General features: G+C 40.4%; 26 protein-coding genes and 2 pseudogenes. 4 read left to right on the forward strand and 24 right to left on the reverse strand.

Annotated features, from left to right (window positions below):
• Positions 1-101: 101 nt before the first annotated feature.
• The 8 genes and pseudogenes from ACWPV5_RS04825 to parE form a co-directional block, all read right to left on the reverse strand.
• Complete coding sequence (locus ACWPV5_RS04825) at positions 102-662, reverse strand: nucleotidyltransferase family protein (protein ID WP_050222938.1); 561 nt, start codon at positions 660-662, stop codon at positions 102-104.
• A gap of 29 nt (positions 663-691) precedes the next feature.
• Positions 692-1519, reverse strand: coding sequence for an aminoglycoside 6-adenylyltransferase (locus ACWPV5_RS04830; RefSeq protein ID WP_261070703.1), 828 nt, complete (start codon positions 1517-1519; stop codon positions 692-694).
• Between the two features lie 64 nt (positions 1520-1583).
• Positions 1584-2136 (reverse strand): annotated as a pseudogene (locus tag ACWPV5_RS04835) (Fic/DOC family protein).
• 12 nt (positions 2137-2148) lie between these two features.
• On the reverse strand, positions 2149-2490 hold the full coding sequence (locus ACWPV5_RS04840) for a hypothetical protein (RefSeq protein ID WP_454382607.1): 342 nt from the start codon (positions 2488-2490) through the stop codon (positions 2149-2151).
• 149 nt (positions 2491-2639) lie between these two features.
• On the reverse strand, positions 2640-3161 hold the full coding sequence (locus tag ACWPV5_RS04845; RefSeq protein ID WP_454382609.1) for a restriction endonuclease subunit S: 522 nt from the start codon (positions 3159-3161) through the stop codon (positions 2640-2642).
• A 10-nt stretch (positions 3162-3171) separates the two neighbouring features.
• Entirely contained in the window at positions 3172-3771 is a 600-nt protein-coding gene (locus ACWPV5_RS04850; RefSeq protein ID WP_138707231.1) for a restriction endonuclease subunit S, read from the reverse strand.
• Positions 3772-3788: 17 nt separating this feature from the next.
• Positions 3789-5816: an HsdM family class I SAM-dependent methyltransferase gene (locus tag ACWPV5_RS04855; protein ID WP_261070719.1), complete on the reverse strand. Its 2028-nt coding sequence runs from the start codon at positions 5814-5816 to the stop codon at positions 3789-3791.
• Between the two features lie 14 nt (positions 5817-5830).
• Positions 5831-7774, reverse strand: a complete 1944-nt coding sequence (gene parE / locus ACWPV5_RS04860) for a DNA topoisomerase IV subunit B (protein WP_261070706.1) — start codon at positions 7772-7774, stop codon at positions 5831-5833.
• Positions 7775-7909: 135 nt separating this feature from the next.
• Here parE and plsY point away from each other — a divergent pair, with 135 nt between their 5' ends.
• On the forward strand, positions 7910-8551 hold the full coding sequence (gene plsY, locus ACWPV5_RS04865) for a glycerol-3-phosphate 1-O-acyltransferase PlsY (protein ID WP_049513679.1): 642 nt from the start codon (positions 7910-7912) through the stop codon (positions 8549-8551).
• 37 nt (positions 8552-8588) lie between these two features.
• Here the strand turns inward: plsY and ACWPV5_RS04870 are convergent, their stop codons facing one another.
• The 9 genes from ACWPV5_RS04870 to ACWPV5_RS04910 form a co-directional block, all read right to left on the reverse strand.
• Entirely contained in the window at positions 8589-9545 is a 957-nt protein-coding gene (locus tag ACWPV5_RS04870) for an ABC transporter permease (RefSeq protein ID WP_055387421.1), read from the reverse strand.
• 2 nt (positions 9546-9547) lie between these two features.
• A complete protein-coding gene (locus ACWPV5_RS04875) occupies positions 9548-10606 on the reverse strand; it encodes an ABC transporter permease (protein WP_023942990.1) in 1059 nt (352 codons plus the stop codon).
• Positions 10599-12134, reverse strand: coding sequence for an ABC transporter ATP-binding protein (locus tag ACWPV5_RS04880; protein ID WP_218493531.1), 1536 nt, complete (start codon positions 12132-12134; stop codon positions 10599-10601). The genes ACWPV5_RS04875 and ACWPV5_RS04880 overlap by 8 nt, the downstream gene beginning before the upstream one ends.
• Before the next feature lie 143 nt (positions 12135-12277).
• Complete coding sequence (locus ACWPV5_RS04885; RefSeq protein ID WP_261063035.1) at positions 12278-13330, reverse strand: BMP family lipoprotein; 1053 nt, start codon at positions 13328-13330, stop codon at positions 12278-12280.
• A gap of 89 nt (positions 13331-13419) precedes the next feature.
• Positions 13420-13809, reverse strand: a complete 390-nt coding sequence (locus ACWPV5_RS04890; RefSeq protein ID WP_261063038.1) for a cytidine deaminase — start codon at positions 13807-13809, stop codon at positions 13420-13422.
• A complete protein-coding gene (gene deoC / locus ACWPV5_RS04895) occupies positions 13796-14458 on the reverse strand; it encodes a deoxyribose-phosphate aldolase (protein ID WP_261063040.1) in 663 nt (220 codons plus the stop codon). The genes ACWPV5_RS04890 and deoC overlap by 14 nt, the downstream gene beginning before the upstream one ends.
• Positions 14459-14477: 19 nt before the next feature.
• The gene (locus ACWPV5_RS04900) at positions 14478-15755 is read right to left on the reverse strand and encodes a pyrimidine-nucleoside phosphorylase (RefSeq protein WP_247942063.1); all 1278 of its coding nucleotides are present in this window, start codon (positions 15753-15755) and stop codon (positions 14478-14480) included.
• The gene (locus ACWPV5_RS04905; protein ID WP_314725792.1) at positions 15752-16342 is read right to left on the reverse strand and encodes a class I SAM-dependent methyltransferase; all 591 of its coding nucleotides are present in this window, start codon (positions 16340-16342) and stop codon (positions 15752-15754) included. The genes ACWPV5_RS04900 and ACWPV5_RS04905 overlap by 4 nt, the downstream gene beginning before the upstream one ends.
• Positions 16343-16538: 196 nt before the next feature.
• Entirely contained in the window at positions 16539-16946 is a 408-nt protein-coding gene (locus ACWPV5_RS04910; RefSeq protein ID WP_261063042.1) for a hypothetical protein, read from the reverse strand.
• Positions 16947-17146: 200 nt separating this feature from the next.
• Between ACWPV5_RS04910 and coaA the strand changes: the two genes are divergently transcribed.
• The 3 genes from coaA to ACWPV5_RS04925 all read left to right on the forward strand — a co-directional run bounded on the left by coaA (position 17147) and on the right by ACWPV5_RS04925 (position 18948).
• Positions 17147-18067: a type I pantothenate kinase gene (gene coaA / locus ACWPV5_RS04915; protein WP_261063043.1), complete on the forward strand. Its 921-nt coding sequence runs from the start codon at positions 17147-17149 to the stop codon at positions 18065-18067.
• A 67-nt stretch (positions 18068-18134) separates the two neighbouring features.
• A complete protein-coding gene (gene rpsT, locus ACWPV5_RS04920) occupies positions 18135-18371 on the forward strand; it encodes a 30S ribosomal protein S20 (RefSeq protein ID WP_001274000.1) in 237 nt (78 codons plus the stop codon).
• 52 nt (positions 18372-18423) lie between these two features.
• Positions 18424-18948 (forward strand): DNA topology modulation protein, encoded by a 525-nt coding sequence (locus ACWPV5_RS04925; RefSeq protein ID WP_261066100.1) that lies wholly within the window; start codon positions 18424-18426, stop codon positions 18946-18948.
• Positions 18949-18973: 25 nt separating this feature from the next.
• Here the strand turns inward: ACWPV5_RS04925 and deoD are convergent, their stop codons facing one another.
• The 7 genes and pseudogenes from deoD to ACWPV5_RS04960 form a co-directional block, all read right to left on the reverse strand.
• Positions 18974-19684, reverse strand: a complete 711-nt coding sequence (gene deoD, locus ACWPV5_RS04930; protein WP_101784693.1) for a purine-nucleoside phosphorylase — start codon at positions 19682-19684, stop codon at positions 18974-18976.
• A 660-nt stretch (positions 19685-20344) separates the two neighbouring features.
• Positions 20345-21628 carry a chloride channel protein gene (locus ACWPV5_RS04935; RefSeq protein WP_101784691.1) on the reverse strand — a complete coding sequence of 428 codons (1284 nt, stop codon included), beginning with the start codon at positions 21626-21628 and terminating at the stop codon, positions 20345-20347.
• Positions 21622-21867: pseudogene (locus tag ACWPV5_RS04940) on the reverse strand (phosphorylase family protein); the annotation flags it as partial. The gene ACWPV5_RS04935 and the pseudogene ACWPV5_RS04940, both read right to left, overlap by 7 nt.
• On the reverse strand, positions 21868-22113 hold the full coding sequence (locus tag ACWPV5_RS04945) for a hypothetical protein (protein ID WP_258318540.1): 246 nt from the start codon (positions 22111-22113) through the stop codon (positions 21868-21870).
• A gap of 81 nt (positions 22114-22194) precedes the next feature.
• Positions 22195-24927: a galactose-binding domain-containing protein gene (locus tag ACWPV5_RS04950; protein ID WP_454382617.1), complete on the reverse strand. Its 2733-nt coding sequence runs from the start codon at positions 24925-24927 to the stop codon at positions 22195-22197.
• Between the two features lie 188 nt (positions 24928-25115).
• The gene (locus ACWPV5_RS04955; protein ID WP_261070709.1) at positions 25116-25925 is read right to left on the reverse strand and encodes a purine-nucleoside phosphorylase; all 810 of its coding nucleotides are present in this window, start codon (positions 25923-25925) and stop codon (positions 25116-25118) included.
• Positions 25922-26482: a DUF1697 domain-containing protein gene (locus tag ACWPV5_RS04960; RefSeq protein ID WP_261070710.1), complete on the reverse strand. Its 561-nt coding sequence runs from the start codon at positions 26480-26482 to the stop codon at positions 25922-25924. Before ACWPV5_RS04960 ends, ACWPV5_RS04955 begins: the two co-directional genes overlap by 4 nt.

The following is a 26482-nucleotide window of genomic DNA, read 5'->3' on the forward strand; positions in this document are numbered from 1 at the left end:
CGTGTTCAACTCCTTTAAAAAAATGTAGAGTAAATACTATAAAAAATATAGAGTAAGTGAATTTTATCCAATTCCTGTATCGTCATTTCCACTTGAAATGTCTACTCCACAAATCCTCGTTTATACTTGATATGGCTGGCGATATTACTATCTACATCTTTCTTATCCCAAAGTTGGAGTTCCCATGGATAATAAAAATTACTTTTATTTTTAAAATAGATATGAATACCGACATAGCCATCTTTATCACGTAAATACCAGTTTTTTAGTCCGTACAGCTCTTGCCAATCATCTAGTTTCTCCATAACTTGAGCTATCTCTTTGGAGCTTAAAATCATACGAGCACCAAAAATATCATTAAGAATTGAATTCACAGGATAGCCCTCTTGACGCTCTGAAAAACGTGTAATTTTATCTAAAATAGACTCAGAAGTTTTGACACGATAAACATAGGCAATATCTTGGACATCCGCTTTCATCAGATAATCATTAATTGACTCATGTAAATTCAGACGGTAGGCCAGAATTGCTTTAGTCGGAACTTTTGAAAAGGTATGCTTGAGATTGATTTTTTCCACCTTACCCGTTTCAAAATAATCTTTAGAATATTCTCGATGAATACGATTAATCTCTGTAATGAGGCGTTCCACTTTTTCAATCATGAGTCTTCTCCTCTCGCTTTTTCATTTTTCTAGTTATTCCCAAACTTCTTTACTCTCTCCTCAGCATACTGAATCATCTTCTCAGCCACTTCTTTATCGTAGTCAAAGCCCAGCTTTTGAGCAAGTCTTTGAGCTTCTCTATGGAAAAGTTCCATGGTAGCAAATAAAGACTGGGGGATTTCATCTAAACTTGAGAAATCAAGTAGATTTGAGAATTGTTTCTCTTTCTCAGCAGGTAAATAGTTAAAGAGATACTTGTAGTTCTTGCCGATATCGATTTTTCCCCTGTCACTTGCGACCTGCCAAGATAAGACTTTCAGAAGTTCTTGTTGACAAATGCCGTAGAGATGGTTAGTCGCGTAGATGACTTGCTTACGACAAATCCCTTTGACCACGTAGGCTGACACCCACCAAAATTCATTGCAGGATTTTTCAAAATCTGTCTCACTAGCTGGGCTTGTCCAGTAACGCTGGGGAGTTGGAGAATAAGGCGCAAACAAACCCTTCTCATCTTCTAAAACTATGAATTTCGACTCGCTATCTACCCATTCTTTCATGTGTTCTTTAGGACAGAGGGTTAGATCAATTCGATTCCCATCTTCAAAGAGCATGAGATAGAGACGACGATGGTCAAGTAGGACATGCTGTTCAATCAGGCGCTTCCCAAACAGGTCTAACCAAGAAAGGTCACTCGTCAGATTATCTAAATCGTCCACGACATAGACCACGTCATAGTCTTGAAATTCATCTTTTGGGGCCTTTGGGTTTGTCCGTGAACCAGACATGGCGACAGCTTTGACTTGTAAAGTTTTGGCAGTCTGTAAAATCAAATCTAGCATTTCTGTTTCAGCTCTCATGTCAGTACCTTCTCGTTTTATAGATTACTAGGTGTCTGCTTCTTCTTACTGGATAGTTTTTATATTATAATTCCCCTGTCTGGTAAAGACTGTATCCTTCGTAGTAGTATGAAGCATCCACTCCCTTAAAGAAACTGGTCTGACTGAGGTCATCCGTCAAGTTATTGAGAAGTAAATACTTGAGTTCTCCAGTCGATACTGCACTACGCTTCATGGCATTCAAGTATTCATCCTTATCAATGGCGTTCCAATCTACCACCTTACCCAGCTTTTCACGAAGCATACAATCTAGCCAAATCCGCATACTTATCAACCACTTGATCAAAATTGTCATGAGGAAGTTTGTCAATATACTGTAAGGATTGCTCTAAAAAAATACGGGGGTCAAATTGAAAGTTATCCTTTGCAATATTGACATCACGGATCTTTCCAGCGAAATCATAGATACCTGAAAAGAGATAATGGTGAATAGCGGACAGCCCTGCAAAGGTGCCAACTTCCATCTTGAACAAAGCTCCTGTCTGAAAAAGAAGGGCGGCTTGTTTTTTTGTCAGTTTTTCTTCTGCATCTGCCAGCTGGGCTGAGTTTGTAATGCCTAGTTTATTTTCCAATACCATTATTTCCCCTTATTAACGCCATTTTGTATAGAAAAGAGGGTATCCTTTAGCAATATGTTCTTTCAGTTCATCTGGCAACTTAAACTCTACAATGTCTGTAGTAACCCTTGGTAAGTAAGCAAAATCTCCGTTGAGTCCGCTAAAATAGAAACCATTTTCCTTATCCTCTTTGTCCAATGAAAATATCACTTTTGGAATAAAATACTCATAATCCGGCTCTCTATTAGAAATCATATTTCTTACATCCAAAATAGATGTTTTCGCATCCAACACATCAAGTACTTTCCCATACTCTGCATGACTTATTTTGAACAATCTAATCTTTGCCGCTCCTTTAGGTTTCTTATTCACCATTCACTAGATACTCCTTCTTACTTTTTTCAATGTAAACTTTTTGTAAGTTGTAAATAAACAGCTGTTATCAAAACTCAACTTGTCCTTTTTAAGGAAAAGCTGCCTAAAAGTCAGGACAGCTACTCCCTAAAAAGGACAGATATACTGAACTATCTTGCTACTACTTCCTTAGTCGCAGCAATTTTTTTGTCAGCCCAGATGACTAAATCCTTGATAACTAATTTCTCCACTGCTCGAACAAAGTCAGACATAAATGTATAGTCGATTTGATTATTTTTGATAGGGAGCTTAACATCTGTCTCTTTTAATACTTTTTCATTAAAAGAGCTACTTCCCCAACTAAATGTAGAGAAACTCTTTCTTAATGAAGTAATTAAATAAAGAGCTTTATACCTATCCAATTCTACTTCTTTAGTGCGCAATACCTTAATTTTATCTCCTGTGAAATAGGGTTCTTTTTGATAAAACATCGTTGCCGTATCTTGACCAAAACTAATTGTGTTGGCAGGATTGAGAAATTCTTCACTCTCTGTAATATAACCTCGAATCCCATTGTTACTATCTCCACGAGCTACATAAGGAAACTTTCCTCCAAACTCAATCATATTTGCATTGAATTTCTTTTTACTACTGGATAAGTTAAAGACCTGAGAAAGTTGGAATACCTCCAACTCCTCTACTCTACTCTACTCTACTCTTAGTATCGGAAAGTTTTGCAAACTTGTCAAGTACTTTTTCATCATTTTTTGTAAGATGATAATCCCTAAGATTTGTTACAGTTAGATAAGACTCGAGCGTCTCGATGCGTTCAGACTCGAGCGCTTTGATGTAGCTTTCCATGTATGAAAATGCTAATTTGTTATTGAGAGTTGGAAGTTTAACTAGGAGGTCATGAGATTTAGAAGAGCGTAGCTTATTTCCAAAATCAAATTTACCAACTAAAGATTTTTGAATTGAAGATGCTAAAAATAACATGGAGTGTTCACTATACTCTTCGTCATTCCAGTAGACACCCACATCATCTGATGCGCTAAATTCATAATTTCGATAAAAAACATTTCCAAAAATATCAATAGTCAGAGAATTTTTTGGAAAAATAGTCATCTTATTCCCAATATGTCTAACGACACCCGTATTAGTCACTCCTGCCATCACAAATGGTAAAAGGCCATCTATCTGATCTGCTTTCGTTAGACGGGAACCCTGAACAATATTACCAAATAAATCTCCTATCCGATACTCTCTCCACTCGCCCCCACTTGCTTCAAATTCCTCTTCCAATTTTTGAAGGCGAGGGCTTAGGCTTTTTTTGAGCTATCTTCCCCCTTGTTTTTCAGGAGTTGTTCCACTTCCCAAGCTAAGTAGTCAGCAACAGTCTTTTTAAAATCGTCCAAGGTTGGTTTTGTATCAATGATCTGGTGCTGTTCGAAATTCCAATCATTTCCTTTGTCAGTGATAAAGTCCTCTATAAAGATAGCATCTAAATCCCAAAGTTCTTTACTCACTTCCGCTCTCTTTCCAGCCTTATAAATTTTAATCACATCTTGGTAACGCTGGATAGGATTATCAATCTCTGAAATACCTCGCTTAGCACGTTTAAAACCGTCATTTCTAAAGTCAATAAATTTAACCGTCTGGTCGTAATCGTGTGCCTCATGAGCCTTAAAAATGTAGATAGAAGTCTGGACCCCTGCCATGGGAACAAAAAGATCCACGGGCATTTTGATAGAAGCAAGTAGGGTATGCTTTTTCAAAATAGCTTTAGCTGTCTTTGTTGCCTTACCAGAACCAGCACTATCTTGAATGATAATGGCACCTAGGCCACCACGCTCCATCTTATCCAAACCATAAGCTATAAAAGGAAGACCATTTTCTTCATAAGAGAAAGGGGGATTCAGCAAGACACGATTAGCTTTAAAATCCGTAAACAGACTCTCAGGACGATTGAAGGCCGAACCTTTTTCAATTCGACTAGACCCATCTCCACGAAGAATCATATTGGTTGTCGCTAAAGTATACATCTCTGCATTAAGTTCTATTCCTAGCAGCTTATCTTTCTTGAGCTTCGCAATCTCCACGTTAGCTCGAGAAGTCCCCTTCCCAAAACTGGTATTTGCATGATCTATCATCAACTCCATCGCTGAAATGAGGAAACCAGCCGAACCAGTCGCCAAATCCATAACCTTGCTCTCACTTGTTATCCCCAGAATTTGCGCCATCATTTTGGTAACATAAGGAGGGGTCAGGACAATACCAATTTCTTTTCCATCTCCCAAAGCGTACTTGAGAAACTCAGAGTACATTTCCCCCATAATATCGATATGTCCACCCAAACCATCAATAGACCTGAAAATATTCTCATAGATAAAAGTGAAGATTTGCTTGGTAACAGAAGTTTCCTTTTGAAGGAGAAGTTGTGCTACTTCTTTGTCATTGGTGATCAACTCGTCACGCTGGCTATCTTTGGAAATTTCTCCAAAAGAAGCCAACATGAGAGTTTTCTTATCTTCATTGATTTCACGTTCATCTAGGAAAGCCTTGATTTGATCAACTACTTTCTTACCATCACGCTTGGTTTCAGACTGTACACCCTTTAAATCATCAGGTATTAAGCCCTCATCAACCTTGTTGCCTTTACAATCTACGATATCCTGCATAGATAATAGCATACCAGACACATAAAGCACCCGTTGAGGAGCTGTGATATTATGGTTGTGCATCAATTTATTGAGCTTTTTAGCGTAGCCTTGCAAGGTCGCTTGACTATCAATCAGAATTTGGTGTTTTTCTTCTTCGCTCAAAACAGCATCTTTGTAGAACGTCTCAAAGGTGGACTCATTTTCCAAAAAATCAAAAGTCGTTACCTTTGATAGCTCTTTATAGGCATTAGGAGCAGAACCAAAGACATAATAAACTTTGATAGTCACATTTTCTTCGTTATCACCTGCAACACCAACTGCGACGGCTTCATGATATTTACCACTATCAATAACTGCCCTCGCATAATGCAAAGCCCCATTCACTGCAAAATCACTGATTGATTTATCATCAAACTTAATACCGTCCTTTGTTTGAGCAACTAGCTTAGATAATTTGAGTTTGTTTTCAATCAAGATAGGAACTTGTTTGTATTTTTCAATATGAAAATCTGGTTTTCCAAAATTAGTCTTAGTTTGCGTCTTAGCCGCTCCCTTAAGCGCCTCTTTGAGATAAGCACTCATAGCAGATTCTTCATTATAATCCTGCAATTTTTTCAAACCCAGATTTTCAAACTGCTTTTTCACATAGTCATTCACATCCGACTCTAATTTCCAGTTTACTAACATATTATTTTCTTTCATTAAAAAACTGTTGCTTCCTCAAGCGTAAACTTGACATTATCCTCAATCCACTTACGGCGTGGTTCGACCTTATCTCCCATGAGGACATTGACGCGGCGTTCTGCGCGTGCTAGGTCTTCAATCGTGACACGGATGAGGGTACGGGTTTCTGGATTCATAGTTGTTTCCCAGAGCTGGTCCGCATTCATCTCACCGAGACCTTTATAACGTTGAAGTGTAGCACCTTTACCAAACTGTTTGCGGAGTTCTTCTAGTTCTCCGTCCGTCCAAGCGTAGGCCACTTCTTCTTTCTTGCCTTTGCCTTTGGACATCTTGTAAAGAGGCGGAAGGGCAATATAGACATGGCCTGCCTCAACTAACGGACGCATGTAACGGTAGAAAAATGTCAAGAGCAAGGTCTGGATATGGGCACCGTCTGTATCCGCATCGGTCATGATAATGATCTTATCATAGTTGGCATCTTCAATGGAAAAGTCTGCTCCAACACCCGCACCAATGGTATAAATCATAGTGTTGATTTCCTCGTTTTTGAGGATATCCGCCATCTTGGCCTTGGCTGTATTAATCACCTTACCACGAAGAGGCAAGATTGCCTGGAACTTGCGGTCACGGCCTTGTTTGGCAGAACCTCCGGCAGAATCTCCCTCGACTAGATAGAGTTCATTCTTAGCTGGATTCTTGGACTGGGCTGGGGTCAATTTCCCAGACAACAAGCCCTTATCTTTCTTATTTTTCTTCCCATTTCGGCTCTCATCACGCGCCTTACGTGCCGCTTCGCGAGCATCTCGCGCCTTGATAGCCTTGCGTATGAGGTTAGAAGCCAATTCTCCATTTTCCATAAGGAAGAAGGTCAACTTGTCAGCCACAATTCCATCCACAACGGGACGGGCAAGAGGGCTTCCTAGCTTATCCTTGGTCTGTCCTTCAAACTGGAGGTGTTCTTCAGGGACTAGAATAGAGAGAACGGCCGCTAGTCCCTCACGATAGTCTGAACCTTCAAGGTTTTTATCTTTTTCCTTGAGAAGACCTGTCTTACGCGCGTAGTCGTTCATAACCTTGGTAATGGCAGACTTAAGTCCAGTCTCATGTGTTCCACCGTCCTTGGTACGAACGTTATTGACAAAGGACAAAATATTATCTGAAAATCCATCATTGTACTGGAGGGCAACTTCTACTTGGAAACCATTATCTTCCCCCTCAAAGTAGAGAACTGGTGTCAAGGTCTCCTTGTCTTCGTTCAGATAAGAAACAAAATCTTGTACCCCATTCTCATAGTGGAACTCAATCGCTTCATCTGTTCGCTTATCTGTCAGAGACAAGGTCACATTTTTCAAGAGAAAGGCTGATTCATTAAGACGTTCTGAAATAGTATTGTACTTGAAGTCTATCGTAGAAAAGATCGTCGCATCAGGCATAAACGTAACCTTGGTACCTGTCTTAGACTTAGGCGCTGTACCGATTTTCTTCAAGGTCGTGACAGGTTTGCCACCGTTTTCAAAACGTTGCTTATAGATTGCACCATCACGGGTGATTTCAACCTCCAGCCAACTAGATAGGGCATTAACAACGGAAGAACCCACCCCGTGAAGTCCACCTGATGTCTTATAACCACCTTGACCAAATTTTCCTCCGGCATGAAGGATGGTAAAGATAACCTCAACAGTTGGAATTCCCATAGCGTGCATACCCGTCGGCATCCCACGACCATGGTCTTGAACCGTTAAACTCCCATCTTTATTGATGGTCACATCAATACGGTCACCAAATCCAGACAAGGCTTCATCGACAGCATTATCGACGATTTCCCAGACTAGGTGATGGAGACCTGCCCCATCAGTCGATCCGATATACATCCCTGGACGTTTACGGACCGCATCCAACCCTTCTAGCACCTGTATGGCATCATCATTATAATTGTTAATATTGATTTCCTTTTTTGACACAAGGAACCTCCTATTCGTTCATCTTTACTATTCTACAGGTTTTCCAAGGATTTTGCAAAATTTTTCTTTCTCCGCTGTGACAATTTCAGAAGAGATTCTCTGCCTTTCTTCTCCATTTCATGATATAATAGGAGTATGATTACAATAGTTTTATTAATCCTAGCCTATCTGCTGGGTTCGATTCCGTCTGGTCTCTGGATTGGACAAGTATTTTTTCAAATCAATCTGCGCGAACATGGTTCTGGTAACACTGGAACGACCAATACCTTCCGCATTTTAGGCAAGAAAGCTGGTATGGCGACCTTTGTGATTGACTTTTTCAAAGGAACCCTAGCAACGCTTCTTCCGATTATTTTTCATCTGCAAGGCGTTTCGCCTCTTATCTTTGGACTTTTAGCTGTCATTGGCCATACCTTTCCTATCTTTGCAGGATTTAAGGGTGGTAAGGCTGTCGCAACCAGTGCTGGTGTGATTTTCGGATTTGCGCCTGTCTTCTGCCTCTACCTTGCGGTTGTTTTCTTTGGAACCCTCTATCTTGGTAGTATGATTTCGCTATCTAGTGTCACAGCATCTATCGCGGCTGTCATCGGAGTTCTACTCTTTCCACTTTTTGGTTTTATCCTGAGTAACTATGACCCTCTCTTCATCGCTATTATCCTAGCACTTGCTAGTTTGATTATCATTCGGCATAAGGATAATATCACACGTATCCAGAATAAGACTGAAAATCTTGTTCCTTGGGGATTAAACTTAACCCATCAAAATTCTAAAAAATAAACGCCAGTTTGAACAGAACTGACGTTTTTTTGTATGCTTATTTTGATTTGATATAGTTGATACCATCTGCTTTTGGTGCGACTGCTTTTCCAAAGAAGGCTGCCAAGACAAGAATTGTCAAGACATAAGGTGCGATTTGAAGATAAACCGCAGGCACTCCTTGTAGGAATGGCAATTGAGAACCGATAACAGCCAAACTTTGTGAAAGCCCAAAGAATAGACTAGAAAGCATGGCTCCGATTGGATTCCATTTTCCGAAAATCATCGCAGCAAGAGCGATAAATCCAGGTCCAACAATAGTTGTCACTGAGAAGTTAACTGAGATTGATTGAGCATAAATCGCTCCGCCAATTCCACCTAGGAAACCTGAAATAATAACTCCAAAATATCTCATCTTGTAGACATTGATTCCCAAAGTATCTGCTGCTTGAGGATGTTCACCGACAGAGCGGAGACGAAGACCAAATCGAGTCTTGAAGAGGATAAACCAAGCAAGGAAAGAGAAGGCAATCGCTAGATAACCAAGTAGACTAGTTGACTTGAAGAAAATATCACCGATAACTGGAATATTTGCCAAGACTGGGAAATCAAAGCGTCCAAAAGTCTGACTTAGGTTGTCGGTTTGTCCTTTATTATAAAGCACTTTCACCAAGAAAACAGCCAAGGCAGGCGCCATCAAGTTCAATACCGTACCGCTGACAACATGGTCTGCACGGAAATGAACCGTCGCTGCTGCGTGAATGATGGAGAAGAGACCTCCAACCAATCCTGCTACAAGCAAGGATAACCATGGAGTTGCTGCTCCAAATTGTTCTGCAAATTCAAGGTTAAAGACAACTCCAGAAAAGGCACCCATAACCATAATTCCTTCAAGGCCGACGTTTACCACACCACCACGTTCAGAGAAAACACCACCGATACTTGTAAAGATGAGGGGCGCTGAGTAAATCAGCATAGAAGACACCAAGAGGGTGAGCAAGGTTGTAATAGACATCTTTACTTACCTCCTTTAACTTGTTTTTTCGGTTTGACAAAGCGTTCGATAAGGTAATGAACACTGACAAAGAAGATAATAGACGCTGTTACAATGCTGACAAGCTCAGACGGTACCTGCGCCGCATTCATACCTGGGGCTCCAACTTGGAGAACACCAAATAGGAAGGCTGCAAAGAGAATACCAATTGGTGAGTTGGCCGCAAGCAGACTAACCGCCATCCCGTTAAATCCAACAGCCAATGACGCCCCTTGAACATAGACGTTCTGGAAGGTTCCAAGTCCTTCAACAGCACCACCAAGACCAGCCAAGGCACCTGAAATAATCATTGAGAGGATAATCGTTCGTTTGGCAGAAATACCAGCGTACTCTGATGCATGTGGATTAAGACCAACCGCACGGATTTCAAAACCAAGGGTTGTTTTCTTGAGCATGAACCAAATAACTGCAACGGCAATGATGGCAAAGAAAATACCAATATTCATCCGCGAATTACCAGTCAACTCAGCTAACCAAGGTGTCTGATAGGTTGCATTAGCCCCAACACGAATCGTCGAATCTGTACTTTGCATGAAGTCTTTAGGGAAAGCATGGATAAAGGCATTCCCTACATACAAGACGATGTAGTTCATCATGATGGTTACGATAACCTCTGACGTCCCCAGATAGGCTCTAAGAATACCCGGAATCGCTCCAACAATCCCACCAGCAATCAGGGCAATCACGATGGTTGCTAGAATCATCAAGGGACGTGGCATATCTGGATGCGACAAGGCAAACCAACCACTAAGAATCCAACCAGCCAAGGCCTGACCAGGAAGCCCGACGTTAAAGAAACCTGCACGACTGGCAACAGCAAAGCCAAGACCAATCAAGACCAAAGGCCCCATAGCACGGAAGATTTCTCCAATCCCACGTAGACTACCAAAGGCTGTATAGAACAATTCTTCGTAGCCCCAAATAGCATCATAACCAAAGATCCACATGACAATGGCTCCAAGTAAAATTCCTAGGAATACAGAAATCAAGGGAACCGAAATTTGTTGTAATTTTTTAGACATCACTCTTCTCCTTTCCCAAGTTTCCACCAGCCATCAAGACACCAAGTTCTTGTTTATTGGTTGTTTCTGGTGACACAATACCTTGAATCTTTCCATCGTGGATAACGGCAATACGGTCTGAGACGTTTAAAATCTCATCCAACTCAAAGCTGACAACAAGAACAGCCTTGCCATTATCACGCTCTTCAATCAAGCGCTTGTGGATATATTCAATGGCACCGACATCCAACCCACGAGTTGGCTGGCTGACGATAAGGAGATCAGGATCTCGATCAATTTCACGAGCAATAATTGCTTTTTGTTGATTTCCTCCTGAGAGTGCAGCAGCAGGAACAAATTCACTGGCAGCACGAACATCAAATTCTTCCATTAGCTTTTTAGCATAAGAAGTAATATTTGAATAGTTCAAAATTCCATTTTTACTATGTGGTTCTTTATAATAGGTTTGAAGGGCAATATTTTCAGAAATCATCATTTCCAAAATCAAACCATCACGGTGACGGTCTTCTGGAACGTGCCCAACACTCAACTCTGTAATCTGACGTGGGTGCAAGCCTACAATTGAATTTCCTTTTAGCTCGATGCTACCAGATTCAACCTTGCGAAGACCTGTAATGGCTTGAATCAGTTCAGACTGACCATTTCCATCAATCCCCGCAATCCCAACAATCTCTCCAGCACGAACATCCAAGGATAGATTTTTAACAGCTGGAACACCGCGGTTTTCATTGACCACCAAGTCTTTAATAGACAAGACCACTTCTTTTGGTTGAGAAGCTTGTTTCTCTGTTTTAAAGGAAACAGAACGTCCCACCATCATTTCTGCCAAATCAGCATTGGTAGCCCCTGCGATTTCTACAGTTTCAATTGATTTCCCACGACGGATAACTGTAACACGGTCAGAAACTGCGCGAATCTCGTCCAACTTGTGGGTAATCAAGATAATTGATTTCCCTTCTTTGACAAGATTTTTCATAATAGCCATCAACTCATCAATTTCTGATGGAGTCAAAACAGCCGTTGGTTCGTCAAAGATAAGGATATCAGCCCCCCGATAAAGGGTTTTTAAAATTTCTACACGTTGTTGGGCTCCAACTGAGATATCTGCTACCTTGGCAGAAGGGTCAACAGCTAAGCCATAACGTTCAGAAAGAGCCTTGATTTCTTTGCTAGCTCCAGCGATATCTAGCACACCATTTTTAGTCAATTCACTACCTAAAATGATGTTTTCAGCCACTGTGAAGGCTTCTACCAGCATAAAGTGCTGGTGAACCATTCCGATTCCCAAGCTAGCTGCTTTAGATGGTGAGTCGAGGTTGACAACTTGACCGTTGACCACAATTTCACCACTGGTTGGTTCAAGAAGCCCTGCTAACATGTTCATGAGCGTGGACTTTCCAGCCCCATTTTCTCCTAAAAGTGCATGAATTTCACCTTTTCGTAGGTGCAGGTTGATTTTGTCGTTGGCAACAAATTCACCAAACACCTTGGTAATATCACGCATCTCAATGACATTTTCGTGTGCCATGTGCTCTTCCTTTCAGAGTCTTATTTTATTTCAATAAAACTTGCTAGTTTCTCTAGTAGCAAGCTTTACTGAGACAAAATGACTTTGTCTCAACTCTTAAAAAAGCGGCCGAGGGCCGCTTCCTAAGAAATGACTTCCATCCATTATTTTTCAGGAACTTTTACGCTTCCATCAAGGATTTTAGCTTTTGCATCTTCGACAGCTTTTTTACCTTCTTCTGAAAGGTTTGTAACTGCCAAGTCAACCCCTTTATCTTTCAATGAGTAAACGATCACTTGACCGCCAGGGAATTCACCTTTTTCTGCCTTGTTAGCAATATCTTTTACAGTTGTACCAACTTGTTTCAAAGTAGATACAAGAACGAAGTTTGATTCTTTGCCATCTTTAGAAGTGTATTTACCTTCTGCTTCTTGGTCACGGTCAACACCGATAACCCAAACTTTTTCATTTTCAGGACGGCTTTCGTTGAGTGATTTTGCTTCTGCAAAGACACCTGCACCTGTACCACCAGCTACTTGGTAAACAATATCTGCACCAGCTGCGTATTGTGCGGCTGCAATTGTTTTACCTTTAGCAGCATCACCAAATGAACCAGCGTAGTCAACTTGTACTTTGATAGATGGGTCTACTGACGCAACACCAGCCTTGAATCCTGCTTCAAAACGAGAGATAACTTCTGACTCCATACCACCTACAAAACCAACTTGTTTTGTTTTAGTTGTTTTGGCTGCGGCCACACCAGCAAGGTAACCTGACTCATTATCAGCAAATGTTACACTAGCAACATTCTTTTTATCTTTAATCACATCATCAATCAAAACATAGTTCAAATCAGTGTGCTCTTCTGCTGCATCTTTAACTGCATTGTGAAGGGCAAAACCAACACCGAAGATTAGGTTGTAACTTCCAGCCGCTTGTTGCAAGTTGTTAGCGTAGTCAGCTTCACTTGTTGATTGGAAGTAAGTGAAACCTTTATCTTTTGAAAGATTGTGTTCTTTACCCCAGTCTTGCAAACCTTCCCAAGCTGATTGGTTGAATGATTTATCATCAACACCACCAGTATCAGTGACGATTGCTGCTTTTGTCTTCACATCAGAAGATGAAGCTGCGTTACGAGAAGAGCGGTTACCACATGCAGCAAGTCCAACTGCTGCTACTGCAACTAGACCAAGGCCTAGCCATTGTTTCTTGTTCATTACTGAACCTCCTAAATAAGATGTGCAACGATGTTGCAAGTATGGATTGGTTGGCCACAAGGACCGTGCCACTCAGAGAGCGACTCAGACTAGTTTAAGTCTGTAAAAGAGTATGGAAGTAATTCCCCGACCGTCATCTCGACCGTCGATTTATCTTTTGCGACTAAGGTCACTTTTAGATCTTGTTCAAAAAATTCAGCCATCACTTGGCGACAAGCGCCACATGGTGAAATTGGTTTTTCAGTCTCTCCATAGACAATCAATTCTGAAAACTCTCTTTGACCTTCAGAAATTGCTTTAAAAATCGCTGTGCGTTCTCCACAGTTGGTCAAAGAATAACTAGCATTCTCGATATTGACACCTGTATAAGTGCTACCATCTTTCGCCACTAGAACAGCTCCGATTGGAAAATGAGAATAGGGCACATAAGCTTTCTTGCTGGTTTCAATTGCTAGTTCAATCAACTCAGTAGTCGCCATCAGCCAATTCTCCTTTTAAAATGGCTACCCCAGCTGACGTTCCGATACGAGTCGCCCCTGCTTCTACAAATGCAAGAGCATCTGCATAAGAACGAGCTCCACCAGCAGCCTTGACTCCCATATCAGGTCCAACTGTTTCGCGCATTAATGTAACATCTGCTACCGTAGCCCCACCAGTTGAAAAGCCAGTAGATGTTTTAACAAAATCAGCTCCCGCTTTTTGGGCCAATTGGCAAGCCACAACTTTTTCTTGGTCAGTCAGAAGGCAAGCTTCAATAATGACTTTCACTAACTTGTCTCCACTTGCTTCCACGACGGCGCGAATATCTGATTCAACTAAGGCCAAATTACCTGTTTTGAGAGCCCCAACATTGATCACCATATCAATCTCATCTGCACCATTTTGGATAGCTTCCTTGGTTTCAAATGCTTTCACAGCTGAAGTTGTTGCCCCCAAGGGGAAACCTACTACTGTGCAGACCTTGACATCTGTGTCTTCAAGCCCTTTTTTAGCATGTTCAACCCAGGTCGGATTAACACAAACACTGGCAAAATCATACTCTCTAGCTTCAGACAACAAACAATCAATTTGATTTTCTGTCGCATCTTGTTTCAAAAGTGTATGATCGATATATTTATTTAATTTCATATTCGGATTCTCCTGCAGTTTATGAGATTATTTCTATAATTTCTCGTAAACTTTGCACCCTATCATTTATTTTAACATATTTTTGAAAATCTGTAACTAGCTGAGGAGAAATTTTTCCATTTGTGTATACTTTTGCAACAATTTCTCCCTTTTGAACGAAATCTCCAACTTTCTTTTCAAAAACAATTCCTGTTTCATAGTCCAAGGCATCAGATTTGACTGCACGACCAGCACCCAGTCTCATGGCATAAAGCCCAAATTCCATTGCTGGGAGAGCTGAAATGACACCCGTTTCCTGAGCAGGGATTTCCACCACATAGGCCACATTTACAGGACGATAGAGGTCTTCCAAGTATCCACCTTGGGCTTGGACCATTTCCTCAAACTTAGCCAGTGCCTTGCCATTCTCAAGATGTTGGCGAACTTCTTCAACTGTCTTGTTAACATTTGCCAGACCAAGCATAATTTGTGCCAATTCGCATATAAAATGGGTAATATCCTGACGTCCTTGACCTTGTAAAATCTCCAGTGCTTCAAGAATTTCTAGACGATTTCCAATCGCTCGTCCCAAGGGCTGACTCATATCCGTAATCACTGCTACCGTCTTCCGACCAACAGCCTTACCAAGATCCACCATGGTTTGAGCCAATTCACGCGCCTCATCAACCGTCTTCATGAAGGCACCCTCACCGACAGTCACGTCTAGCAAAATAGAATCTGCCCCTGCCGCAATTTTCTTGCTCATCACCGAACTCGCAATCAAAGGAATATTGTCGACAGTTGCGGTCACATCACGTAGGGCGTAGAGAAGCTTATCTGCTTTGACCAGCTGGTCTGATTGCCCAATGACAGATACACCAATGTCCTGTACCTGACGAATGAAATCTTCTTGACTGCGCTCGACTTGATAGCCCTTGATAGACTCCAATTTATCAATTGTTCCACCCGTATGGCCGAGACCACGACCACTCATTTTTGCGACTGGAACTCCAAAACTCGCTACTAAAGGAGCTAAAATCAAGGTCACCTTATCACCAACACCACCCGTAGAATGCTTGTCAACCTTAACCCCATCAATAGCGGATAAATCAAACTCTTGCCCTGTCTTGACCATCTTCATAGTTAGGTCAGAGATTTCTCGAGTCGTCATTCCTTTGAAATAAACAGCCATAGCAAAAGCAGACATCTGATAATCAGGGACAGTTCCTGACACATAGCCTTCTACCAGCCATTCAATTTCACTCGAAGTCAGTTCTTGACCGTCTCGTTTTTTTTGGATTAAATCAACTGCTCTCATTCGTTCACACTTCTAAGGATATAGTATCCCTTATCTTTTTTGACGATTTCACAATTGCCAAACACCTCTTCCATCTTGGACTTAGCACTTGGAGCCCCTTGTTTCTTCTGGATAACGATTGTTAAATCTCCACCAGTTTCCAAGAAATCTTTACTTTTCTCAATAATTTCATGAACCACTTGCTTGCCCGCACGGATAGGAGGATTGGAAATGACATGGTCAAATTTCCCTTCAACTTGTTCATAAATATTAGACTGGAAAATCGTCGCTTCTACTTTATTTCGTTCAGCATTTTGTCGCGCCAAATCCAAGGCACGATTATTAATATCGACCATGGTCGCCTGAACTCCATAAGCCTTAGCCAAGGACAAGCCCAGAGGTCCATAACCACAGCCTACATCAAGGACAGTCTCTCCTTGGTTGACCTCAAGACACTTGAGCAAGAGTTGACTGCCAAAGTCAACCATTTTCTTGCTAAAAACACCCGCATCCGTCAAAAAGGTCATTTTTTCTCCCAACAAGTCCACTCTCAACTCATGAATGTCGTGAGCAGCGTCAGGATTTTCTGCATAATACATTTTACTCATGACACTATTTTACCATAATTTGACTCAATTTGTAAATCGTTTACAAATTGCTAATAAAACGAAAAAGACTGAAGAAAGCTAGTCAAGAAGACCTTTTCTTCAATCTCTTTTAACACTTATAGATAAATGACAAGCCATTGGTACTATAGTCAGGATAAAACCAAAAGTTTATCATCTGTAAGCAGTCGCATTTTTATTACGATTGCTTAACCTTAAAATACTTTATTATCAACAAAATTCCCAACAGGATGTTTAGATAAAAGCCCAACTGATACGTTTTTGTCAGAACTTCCAAACTTGTCCAAAGTCGTACCAAATCTTCTAGTGACATGCGGAAGAAATAACCCTCTGTAGCAATCCATAGAACTAAGAAGACATAACTACCAGCAACAAGCCATTTCGTCCACCGTTTTTTTAGGAAGAAAGCAATCAAGAGCGAACAGATAAAGACAGCTGTTACAATGGCATGTTCCATCAAAAAAGTAAAACCGTAATAGGTTTCCACAAAACGTCTACCATTATCCGCATTCGCTCCTTTTAAAAAAGGTAGTGCAAAACTTAAAATAAAACAGAGTTCCAATATATAACTTTTTAATATTTTCATGTCACACCTCCTATAAGTTGTAACCCTCAAAGCCCCCTTTATTAGCTTATAAATCAGGATAAACCAGCTCCTACTTCATCAATAAATTGTTCATCCTCTATCTACTTATATTATATACTATTGACTTACCACATTCAAGAAACCGCTTTATTTTTTTAGCTTTTTATGGTATGATAAACAAAATATCTAGGGGAAAACAAATGACTAACGAATTTTTACATTTTGAAAAAATCAGCCGCCAGACTTGGCAATCTTTACATCGAAAGACGACACCTCCTTTGACAGAAGAGGAATTAGAATCCATCAAGAGTTTTAATGACCAGATTAGCTTGCAAGATGTTACCGATGTCTATCTCCCCCTAGCCCATCTCATCCAGATTTACAAACGTACCAAGGATGATTTGGCCTTTTCAAAAGGAATTTTCCTTCAACGTGAAAGCAAATCCCAGCCTTTTATCATTGGGGTTTCTGGGAGTGTTGCCGTTGGAAAATCCACAACCAGTCGCCTACTTCAAATCCTACTGTCCCGTACCCTTACAGATGCTACGGTTGAGTTGGTAACAACTGATGGCTTTCTCTATCCTAACCAGACCTTGACTGAGCAAGGGATTTTAAATCGCAAGGGATTTCCTGAAAGCTATGATATGGAAGCTCTTCTCAACTTCTTGGATCACATCAAAAATGGACAAGATGTAGATATTCCTGTCTATTCTCATGAAGTCTACGACATCGTACCTGAGGAAAAGCAAAGCGTCAAAGCTGCTGATTTTGTCATTGTCGAAGGGATTAACGTTTTTCAAAATCCACAAAACGAGCGTCTCTACATTACTGACTTCTTTGACTTTTCCATCTATGTTGATGCTGCAGTCGATGACATCGAGAGTTGGTATCTGGACCGTTTCTTGAAGATGCTGAGCCTAGCCCAAAACGACCCTGATAGCTACTATTATCGTTTTACTCAAATGCCTATTGGGGAAGTGGAATCCTTTGCCCATCAGGTCTGGACCAGTATCAATCTCACAAATCTACAAAATTATATTGAACCGACCAGAAATCGTGCAGAAGTGATTCTTCATAAAACAAAGAACCATGAAATCGATGAAATTTACTTAAAAAAATAATTTTCCCTTGTCAAAACGTAAGTTTTCAGATATAATGGTATAGTTAGTAAATATGGAGGTAAGAACATTGGCAAACATTAAATCAGCTATCAAACGCGCTGAATTGAACGTTAAACAAAACGAAAAGAACTCAGCTCAAAAATCAGCTATGCGTACTGCTATCAAAGCTTTCGAAGCAAACCCATCTGAAGAACTTTTCCGTGCTGCTAGCTCAGCTATCGATAAAGCAGAAACTAAAGGTTTGATTCACAAAAACAAAGCAAGCCGCGACAAAGCTCGTCTTTCAGCTAAACTTGCTAAATAAGAAACAGTCCATAGAGGCTGTTTTTTTGTCTCTAAATAGGAAAAGGTATAAAATGAAAATCGCAATTATCGGATATTCTGGTGCTGGTAAGTCAACTCTAGCAGAAAAATTATCTAACTACTACTCCATTCCAAAACTGCACATGGACACACTCCAATTTCAACCTGGTTGGCAAGACAGTGATCGCGAATGGATGTTGACCGAGATGAAAAACTTTCTTACCAAGCATGAAGCTTGGGTCATCGATGGAAATTATTCTTGGTGCTATTACCAAGAAAGAATGCAGGAAGCTGACCAAATCATCTTTCTCAACTTTTCCCCATGGACTTGTCTATTTCGGGCTTTTAAACGTTATCTCACATACCGAGGCAAGGTCAGAGAAAGTATGGCAGCTGGTTGTCAAGAACAATTTAATTGGGAGTTTATCAGATGGATTCTTTGGGACGGACGGAGCAAATCCGCTAAGGAACGCTACAAGTGGATTCAAAAAAACTATCCATATAAAGTGGTCATCCTCAGATCACAAAAAGAGATAGACCAATTTCTAGATAAGAAAAGGAAGTCCTCCAATTCATAAAGAAGGGCTTCCTTTTTGGCTATAATTAGTCTGCAATCAAGGTTTCCAAACCAACCTTCATCATATCAGTGAAGGTATTTTGACGTTCTTCTGCAGTTGTGTCTTCGTCTGGATTGACCAAGCTATCAGAGATAGTCATGATAGCTAGCGCGTCAACATGGTGTTGGGCTGCCAGATAGTAAAGAGCTGCTGCTTCCATTTCCACAGCTTTAACTCCCCATTTACCAAGCTCGATGTTCTTTTCAAAGTAGTTTGAGTAAAAGACATCAGATGATAAAACGTTCCCAACGTGGGTTGTCATACCGAGTTCTTTGGCGATATGGTAGGCCTTGTCCAGCAAATCAAAGTTAGCGATTTGTGGAAAATCGTACTGTGGCCAGTCATTACGGACGATGTTTGAGTTGGTTGCCGCTGCCTGCGCCAAAACTAATTCACGAACGTGAACATCTTCATTCAATGAACCTGCTGTTCCCACACGGATCAATTTTTTCACACCGTAGTCAACAATCAACTCACGCGCATAAATCGAAATAGATGGCATCCCCATCCCAGTTCCCATGACTGATACACGGTGGCCCTTGTAAGTACCAGTGTAACCAAACATGTTACGTACTTCGTTAAAACAAACAGCATCTTCAAGGAAATTCTCCGCAATAAACTTAGCACGAAGAGGATCCCCAGGAAGAAGAATTTTATCAGCAATTTCACCCTGCTGAGCAGCAATATGGATAGACATAATATAAGATACCAAACCCGTCAAAAAGCAAAGGGAAAATAGGAGTTGGGTGCAGTGAGCGATGCTCGCTAGACCAACTATCTTTTTCCCACTGCTTTTAGGGTGGGTTCAATTCCTTTCTTTCTTAATTTTGATGATATTGAGAAGATTAGACCGGCTTCAATTCAAACCTGAACTCCCCTTCTCTTCTGAGTTTTTAGAAAAGTTTTCCGCTCGTGTTCAAATCAGAACACACGCTCTACCTTTCTTTATTTTATATTGAGAAAGATACCAAACCCGTCAAAAAGCAAAGGGAAAATGGGAGTTGGGTGCAGTGAGCGATGCTCGCTAGACCAACTATCTTTTTCCCCCTGCTTTTAGGGTGGGTTCAATTCCTTTCTTTCTTAATTTTGATGATATTGAGAAGATTAGACCGGCTTCAATTCAAACCCGAACTCCCCTTCTCTTCTGAGTTTTTAGAAAAGTTCTCCGCTCGTGTTCAAATCAAAACACACGCTCTACCTTTCTTTTTTTATTTTTATATTTCATAGCTAGGAAAAATCGGATTCAATCATGACTCCGATAAGCCTACTTCTTTTTTATTTCAAACAGTTATTGATAAATTGACAATAGTTTTTAATCTTTTAAGATAAATCTTTGATTAGAAGAAACGGTCATTCTCTATCTTATTACTCTATTCTTTGACTTCTGACACAGTATGTTAGCCCAAGAAAAACGGTCTAATATTTTTGCAAATTCATAGGCTAAAACAGCTGTTACTAAGAGATACGGAAGAGAATCTAAACCTAGCCCAGTGAAACCTATTACTAATCCGGTTGCAGACCAGGGAGCCCTCAAGGTCACAGACAAAAAGCAAACAGATCCCAAAAGCAAAATGCTTGGCTGGCTGTCGAAACCTAAAATCATGCCCAAGAGAGCAGCTCCAGCCATCCCCAAGGCAAAAGATGGCGTAAGGGTACCACCATAGGCCCCTGCCCACAGAGTAATAAGAACGACCATTGCTTTTAGGATAAACAAGAGGAACACTGTTTTGCCATTGCTACCATTCAATACTTCCTGAGCCATCATACGTCCATTTCCAAGTAGATGTGGAAAATAACTTGCCAACCCAGCAAGAAAAAGAAAAGCTGTAGGCAATGTGAGAAGTACTCGTTTATCTTTTATCCTGTTTGAAGACACTTCTTTACTCAAGCGGCCAAAAAGCCAAGCTAGTGGGCTTAAGAAAAGAAGTAATAAGGGAATAATCCATATTTCCTTTAATGACCATGTAATGGCTGGAATATGGTAGAGAGCCTGATCTGAAATAACCCAGCCTGCTATATAGGTTGAGACATAGGTAGTCAAACCGACTAAGATAAATCGTTTAATAGATAGAGCAATTCCTAGAGTTTCAAAAACAAAGAAGACACTTGTTAATGGAACCTGATAGACAGCTGCTAAACCAGCACCAGCACCACAAGCAAGGAGAAAGATTTGATCCTTCTTAGAGAGAAAACATATTTTTCCAATTGGTCCTGCAAATAGAGTTCCAATCTCTCGTGGCGCAGCTTCTTTACCAACAGGTGCTCCCCCTCCAACTGCAATAATCTGCCAAATTGAATGAAATAGCTGTTTTAAAAAATGAAGTTTGTATTGTGAACTCTCATCCTTCATCTGTACTTTAATGGAAAAAATCTGTGATTCTTTTTGCAAGAAATACCAGACCAAGGATGAGCTGACACCCACGATTATTAAACTTAATCCTATCCGCGATGAGGAAACTCCATCTGTCAAGAATACAGTTTGATGCTCTGATTGACCAACAGCTATCCCCTCTATTATCTTTAAAAGATAATGTAGAAAAATACCAGATAAACCTGAAACTATTCCTTGCAAAATGACTGCTAGGAATAATTTAAAATTATAAGGGATTTTCTGAAAAATACTCCTCAATTCTTTTAACATAGTAATAATTCAGCAAAAACGGCTTTAAGCAAGCCTTTAAAATCACCTTTAACACACTCAGTCACTTCTATAACCTCTCCGTGGTTAATCTCTTCTTTGAAACCAGTAGTATAGTTAGTAATACATAAACTTCCTAGAAGTTTCAAACCTAAGTAGGCTACAACAATAACTTCAGGAGCAGTTGACATTCCGACCACATCTGTTCCAAGCATCTTATAGGTACGAATTTCTACTCGTGTTCAAATCCAAACACGCGCTCTACCTTTCTGTTTATACTCTTCGAAAATCTCTTCAAACCACGTCAACGTCGCCTTGCCGTAGGTATGGTTACTGACTTCGTCAGTTCTATCCACAACCTCAAAACAGTGTTTTGAGCTGACTTCGTCAGTTATATCTACAACCTCAAAGCAGTGCTTTGAGCAGCCTGCGGCTAGTTTCCTAGTTTGCTCTTTGATTTTCATTGAGTATTCATTTTGTTCTTTCACAGAGAGCTACCTGAGTTCTATTCAAGCTCAGGTAGTACTTTCTTATAAACTAGACAAACTAACTGTCATTGTACCATCAGACTACAAGACATCATCGTCACTCACCTTGGAATTCAATGTCGTACCCCAATGAGTGATTTTTCGATGTGGTTGGGCGAGAAGAGGTCTGTTGTCATAGATTGTTTGCCATCTATTCCAGATAAGACCTGTTCTCTTTTCGATCTTAATTCGAAGATTTCTCATATTTTCTTTAATTGGGAGGTTGAGGACAAAACCTGCAATCTGGTTACGTCCATTTCCTTCCCAAGAATGACTTCGAACAACTGAATGACCATTTTTATCTACTATAACTTCTTCCCAAGTTATAGAATAGCATGCAATGTAAGCTCCACTATGCTGAATAGTTAGGGTTTTATCTTTTACAGGAGTGTAATTTAACACTTGTATTGGCTTAGAAGTTGGTGGTGTTACAGCATTCTTAGCCATAAATCGAAACACTTCTACTTCAGCAAGACTGAGAGCTTGATTTTTTTGACGTAGTTGAATACGGACACGGCGGCCCAACTTGCCATCCAACTGAAGATCTAAACGATTTCCTTCTAAACGAGAAACATATTGTCTAGCAACTTCTGTCCCTTTTTCATCATATAAAATCACATCAAAATCTGCCAAGCGTTTGGAAAGTTCGCCATCCCCACGATTATAAAGACGGACAAGTCCTACCTGTTCTGTACGACCTAAATCAACTTCCCACCAAGGCTGATTTTCAAATTTTGTATGAGTAATTGATTGCTGGCTGTAGTTACTATTGGTATTTCCATCTAGAGCACGACTAGCATCTCCTCCAAACTCGGTAGAGCTTTGGCGTGCTTGCTTTTTCCATGCGATATTCTCAGCACGCAAGACTTGAACTTCTGCGAGACTGAGAGCATTGTAACCATCTAACTCTATACGGACAAAACGAGCTTTTTTATAGTCAATTGCAATTTGTGCAGAGATATCTTTCAGAGATGCAATGCGCTTTCTTTCAATTTCCTTTCCAGTACTATCCAAAAGAATCACATTAAAATTAGTCAGTCTATCTTGAGCAACATCTGTTCGATTATAGATATTGATTTGACGAATCGTTTCTTCCTTGTCTAAATCAACTTGCCACCAAGGTTTAGATTGAAACTCTGTATGCGTTACAGAATGATGAGCATAATTCCCATCAACTTTTCCATCCACAGCCCTTCTAGCGTCACCTCCAAAAGCTGTCGAACTTTGAGTTACTCGTTTCCCTAAAGCTATATTTTCAAGAGGTTCAACGCTTGGTTGACTAGATGACAGAGGGAGTTGTTGTTTCTTAAAGAAAGAAATTTTTTCCAGTTTTGGATCACGGTAACCCTGCTTGTCCAATGTTGTTCGTTTTCCAATATTAAAGTTTGGAATATCATTCATGCGACTTTCAAAATAGCCACGCGAACGGTGTTTAACATTGGCGCTTCCTGTAGATGTCACAACATCACTATCATTTTGTAGCACAGATGTAACCACATTATCGTTATCTACTACGTAATGTTTAATTTTCCCATTTACAGCAAGCTTCCGACTTTCTAGTCCTACATCCCAGAAACCATTTTTGGCATTCCAGATTGTTCTTGAAGTAATGACCTTAGGTGCATTAAATGTTGTCACTTTTTTCAAAACATTATTATAAAAAGTAGGATATTTTTGATAGGCTTCAACTGCTGCTATTTGAGCTAAATAGCCTCCTAGCGAATGACCTGTCATATAGAGATTGGTTATAGTGGAATCCTGCGCCAATTCTTTTACAACTTTACGAATATCATCCGCTTGTGCAGGTTTATTTCCTCCTAGCAAGGTCAAGTCCGTTCTCAAATCTTTTGCATCATTCAGTCTTGTTCCACGTATAGCCAACATTTGAACAGTATTGTCTTTTAAATAAGGAAGATCACTCTTAGTTTCGAATAGATAAGCATCCAAACCGCTAGCTGTATGGTAAGCTTTTTTCATCTTCCAAAACGGGGCTAACTCATTGTGCATCATCTTATATTCTTGACGATTCAAGTAGAGACTCGGAAATGGATTCTTATGATCTAGAATTTTTTCGATATAGTCATCATCACGATAGGATAACTCCATAAAGAGAAGAGCATCTCGATCTGTAACATACCATTGTTTCTTATTATCATCTTCCCCATCTGCTAATCCGTCTCCATCACTGTCTGCCAGTAATGGATGACTGTTATATCCTAAATAGTCCTTACCATCTTTACGATAAACATAAAGCTCATCCTTATTTTTGATACCATCCTGATCATCATCACCTTCCAAATCAAGGACCTTTTCACCATAAAGAGAATTGTCAAGTAAATCATTTTCTGAGTGCAGTTCTCCTTTTGAGATTTTCAAGAGATCTTCTGCTGTCACAGGACGAGAAGTTGTAGACTCATCCTTTACATTTTCCTCTCTATTCACTTCTTCAGGAACTAGAGCAGGCTCTGTTTTATGGGATTCCAGCTTTTCTTCTTCCTTCTGATTTTTAAGGACTTCTTTTGTTTCCGGAGCTGGTTGGATAACTGCTACTCTTTCCTCTATAAGAGGCGTTTCCTGTTTTTTATCAGTATTTTCTAGTTTTGTCGGACTATCCGTTGCATTTACTACTAGAGGAGTTTCGTTTTTCACAACTGGACTTCCTTCATTGGCAGAAATTCCTGTCGGTGCTAAAAAAGCAAAACCAACTGCAACAGATACAACTCCGATACTTAATTTTTTTATGCCAAAACGCATCATTCGTTGACCGATTTTCATTCTTTTCTAACTTTCTTTTATTTTCCCCTATTTACCAATAATTGATAAATAAGCATGTGATAAATTTTTACTAAAGATATAGTAGTTGATTGGATTTTTGTTCATCTTTTAATCACAACAAACCCAATCTTCTCTACTAAAAACGATGAGAACTCCCCCTTTCTAGTCTAATGCCATCACCAATTTTTTTACAATTCTGCAAGAATCGCTTTAAGCAAGCCTTTGAAATCACCTTTGACACGTTCTGTTACTTCCACAACTTCTTCGTGGTTGAGTTCTTCTTGGAAACCAGCCGCAAAGTTAGTAATACATGAAATTCCTAGAACTTTCAAACCCGAGTGGGCTGCCACAATAACTTCAGGAACCGTAGACATACCGACTGCATCAGCTCCCAGTGTCTTATAGGCACGAATTTCTGCTGGTGTTTCATAAGTTGGACCAGTAACACCGATATAGACACCTTCGTCAAGCTTGATACCAAGTTTTTTAGCCACTTCATGGGCAGTAGCACGGTATTCTGGTGTGTAGGCCTTAGACATATCTGGGAAACGTGGACCAAAATCATCCAAGTTTTCACCCATCAATGGGTTTTGTCCCGTCATATTGATATGATCTGAGATAGCCATCAAGGTACCAGGACCATAACCAATACCACCAGCTGCATTAGTTACAATGACACCTTCACATCCTAGCACTTTCATGATACGTACTGGGAAAGTCACGACTTCCAGAGGATTTCCTTCGTAGAAATGGAAACGACCTTGAAGAGCCAAAACCTTGCGACCTGCAAGTTCCCCATATACTAATTTACCAGCGTGACCAACTACTGTAGAGCGGCCCCAGTTTGGAATATCTGCATAGTCTACTACAACAGGATTTTCGATTTCTTCTGCAAGTTCTCCCAGACCTGATCCAAGGATTAAACCAAACTCGGGAGCTTGGATTCCCTTGTCTTTCAGGAAGGCAGCTGTTTCATTGATCTTATCTAAAAATGTCATTGTGTGTCTCCTTTATTAGTTTTTAGCATTTGACCGATTTTGTCAAAGGTTTTTGCATTGCGAATGGTGATGTTGCGATAAAAAGGCATCTTGAGCAAGTACTTGTGATAGGCAGTTGCATAGTAGGATTCCTCAGAGAATTTCCCCCAGAAAATCCCAAGTCTTCCAAAATGAACAACTTCATCTTCCAGTTCCAAACCGTTCACTTTCTCGATCACTTGATCCACATCCAAGCTCTCCGTGTAGAAGAGGACATCCTTTCGAGCTAGGTCTTTGGTCCACCAAGCTGGTAAACTCTCCACTTCTGCTTCATAGTCTTCTTGACTCAGTAAAGAAAAGCTCTGAATAAATTGATAATGGATTCCAAAGAAAGTCCCTAATTTTTCAACCAATTGGGCTTTGGGAGCTGTCGAAGTAAAGAAAATGTTGCCACTGTTGATGTAGGTTTCAAGCTTTTCCAGTCCCAACTCTGTCAGTTCTTGACGAAGTTGCGCCATGACAACCTTATTTTTCCCACCGACATTAATGCCCCTTACCAGTAAAGCATAGCGTGTCAT

It is taken from the genome of Streptococcus sp. Marseille-Q7156, assembly GCF_965119495.1.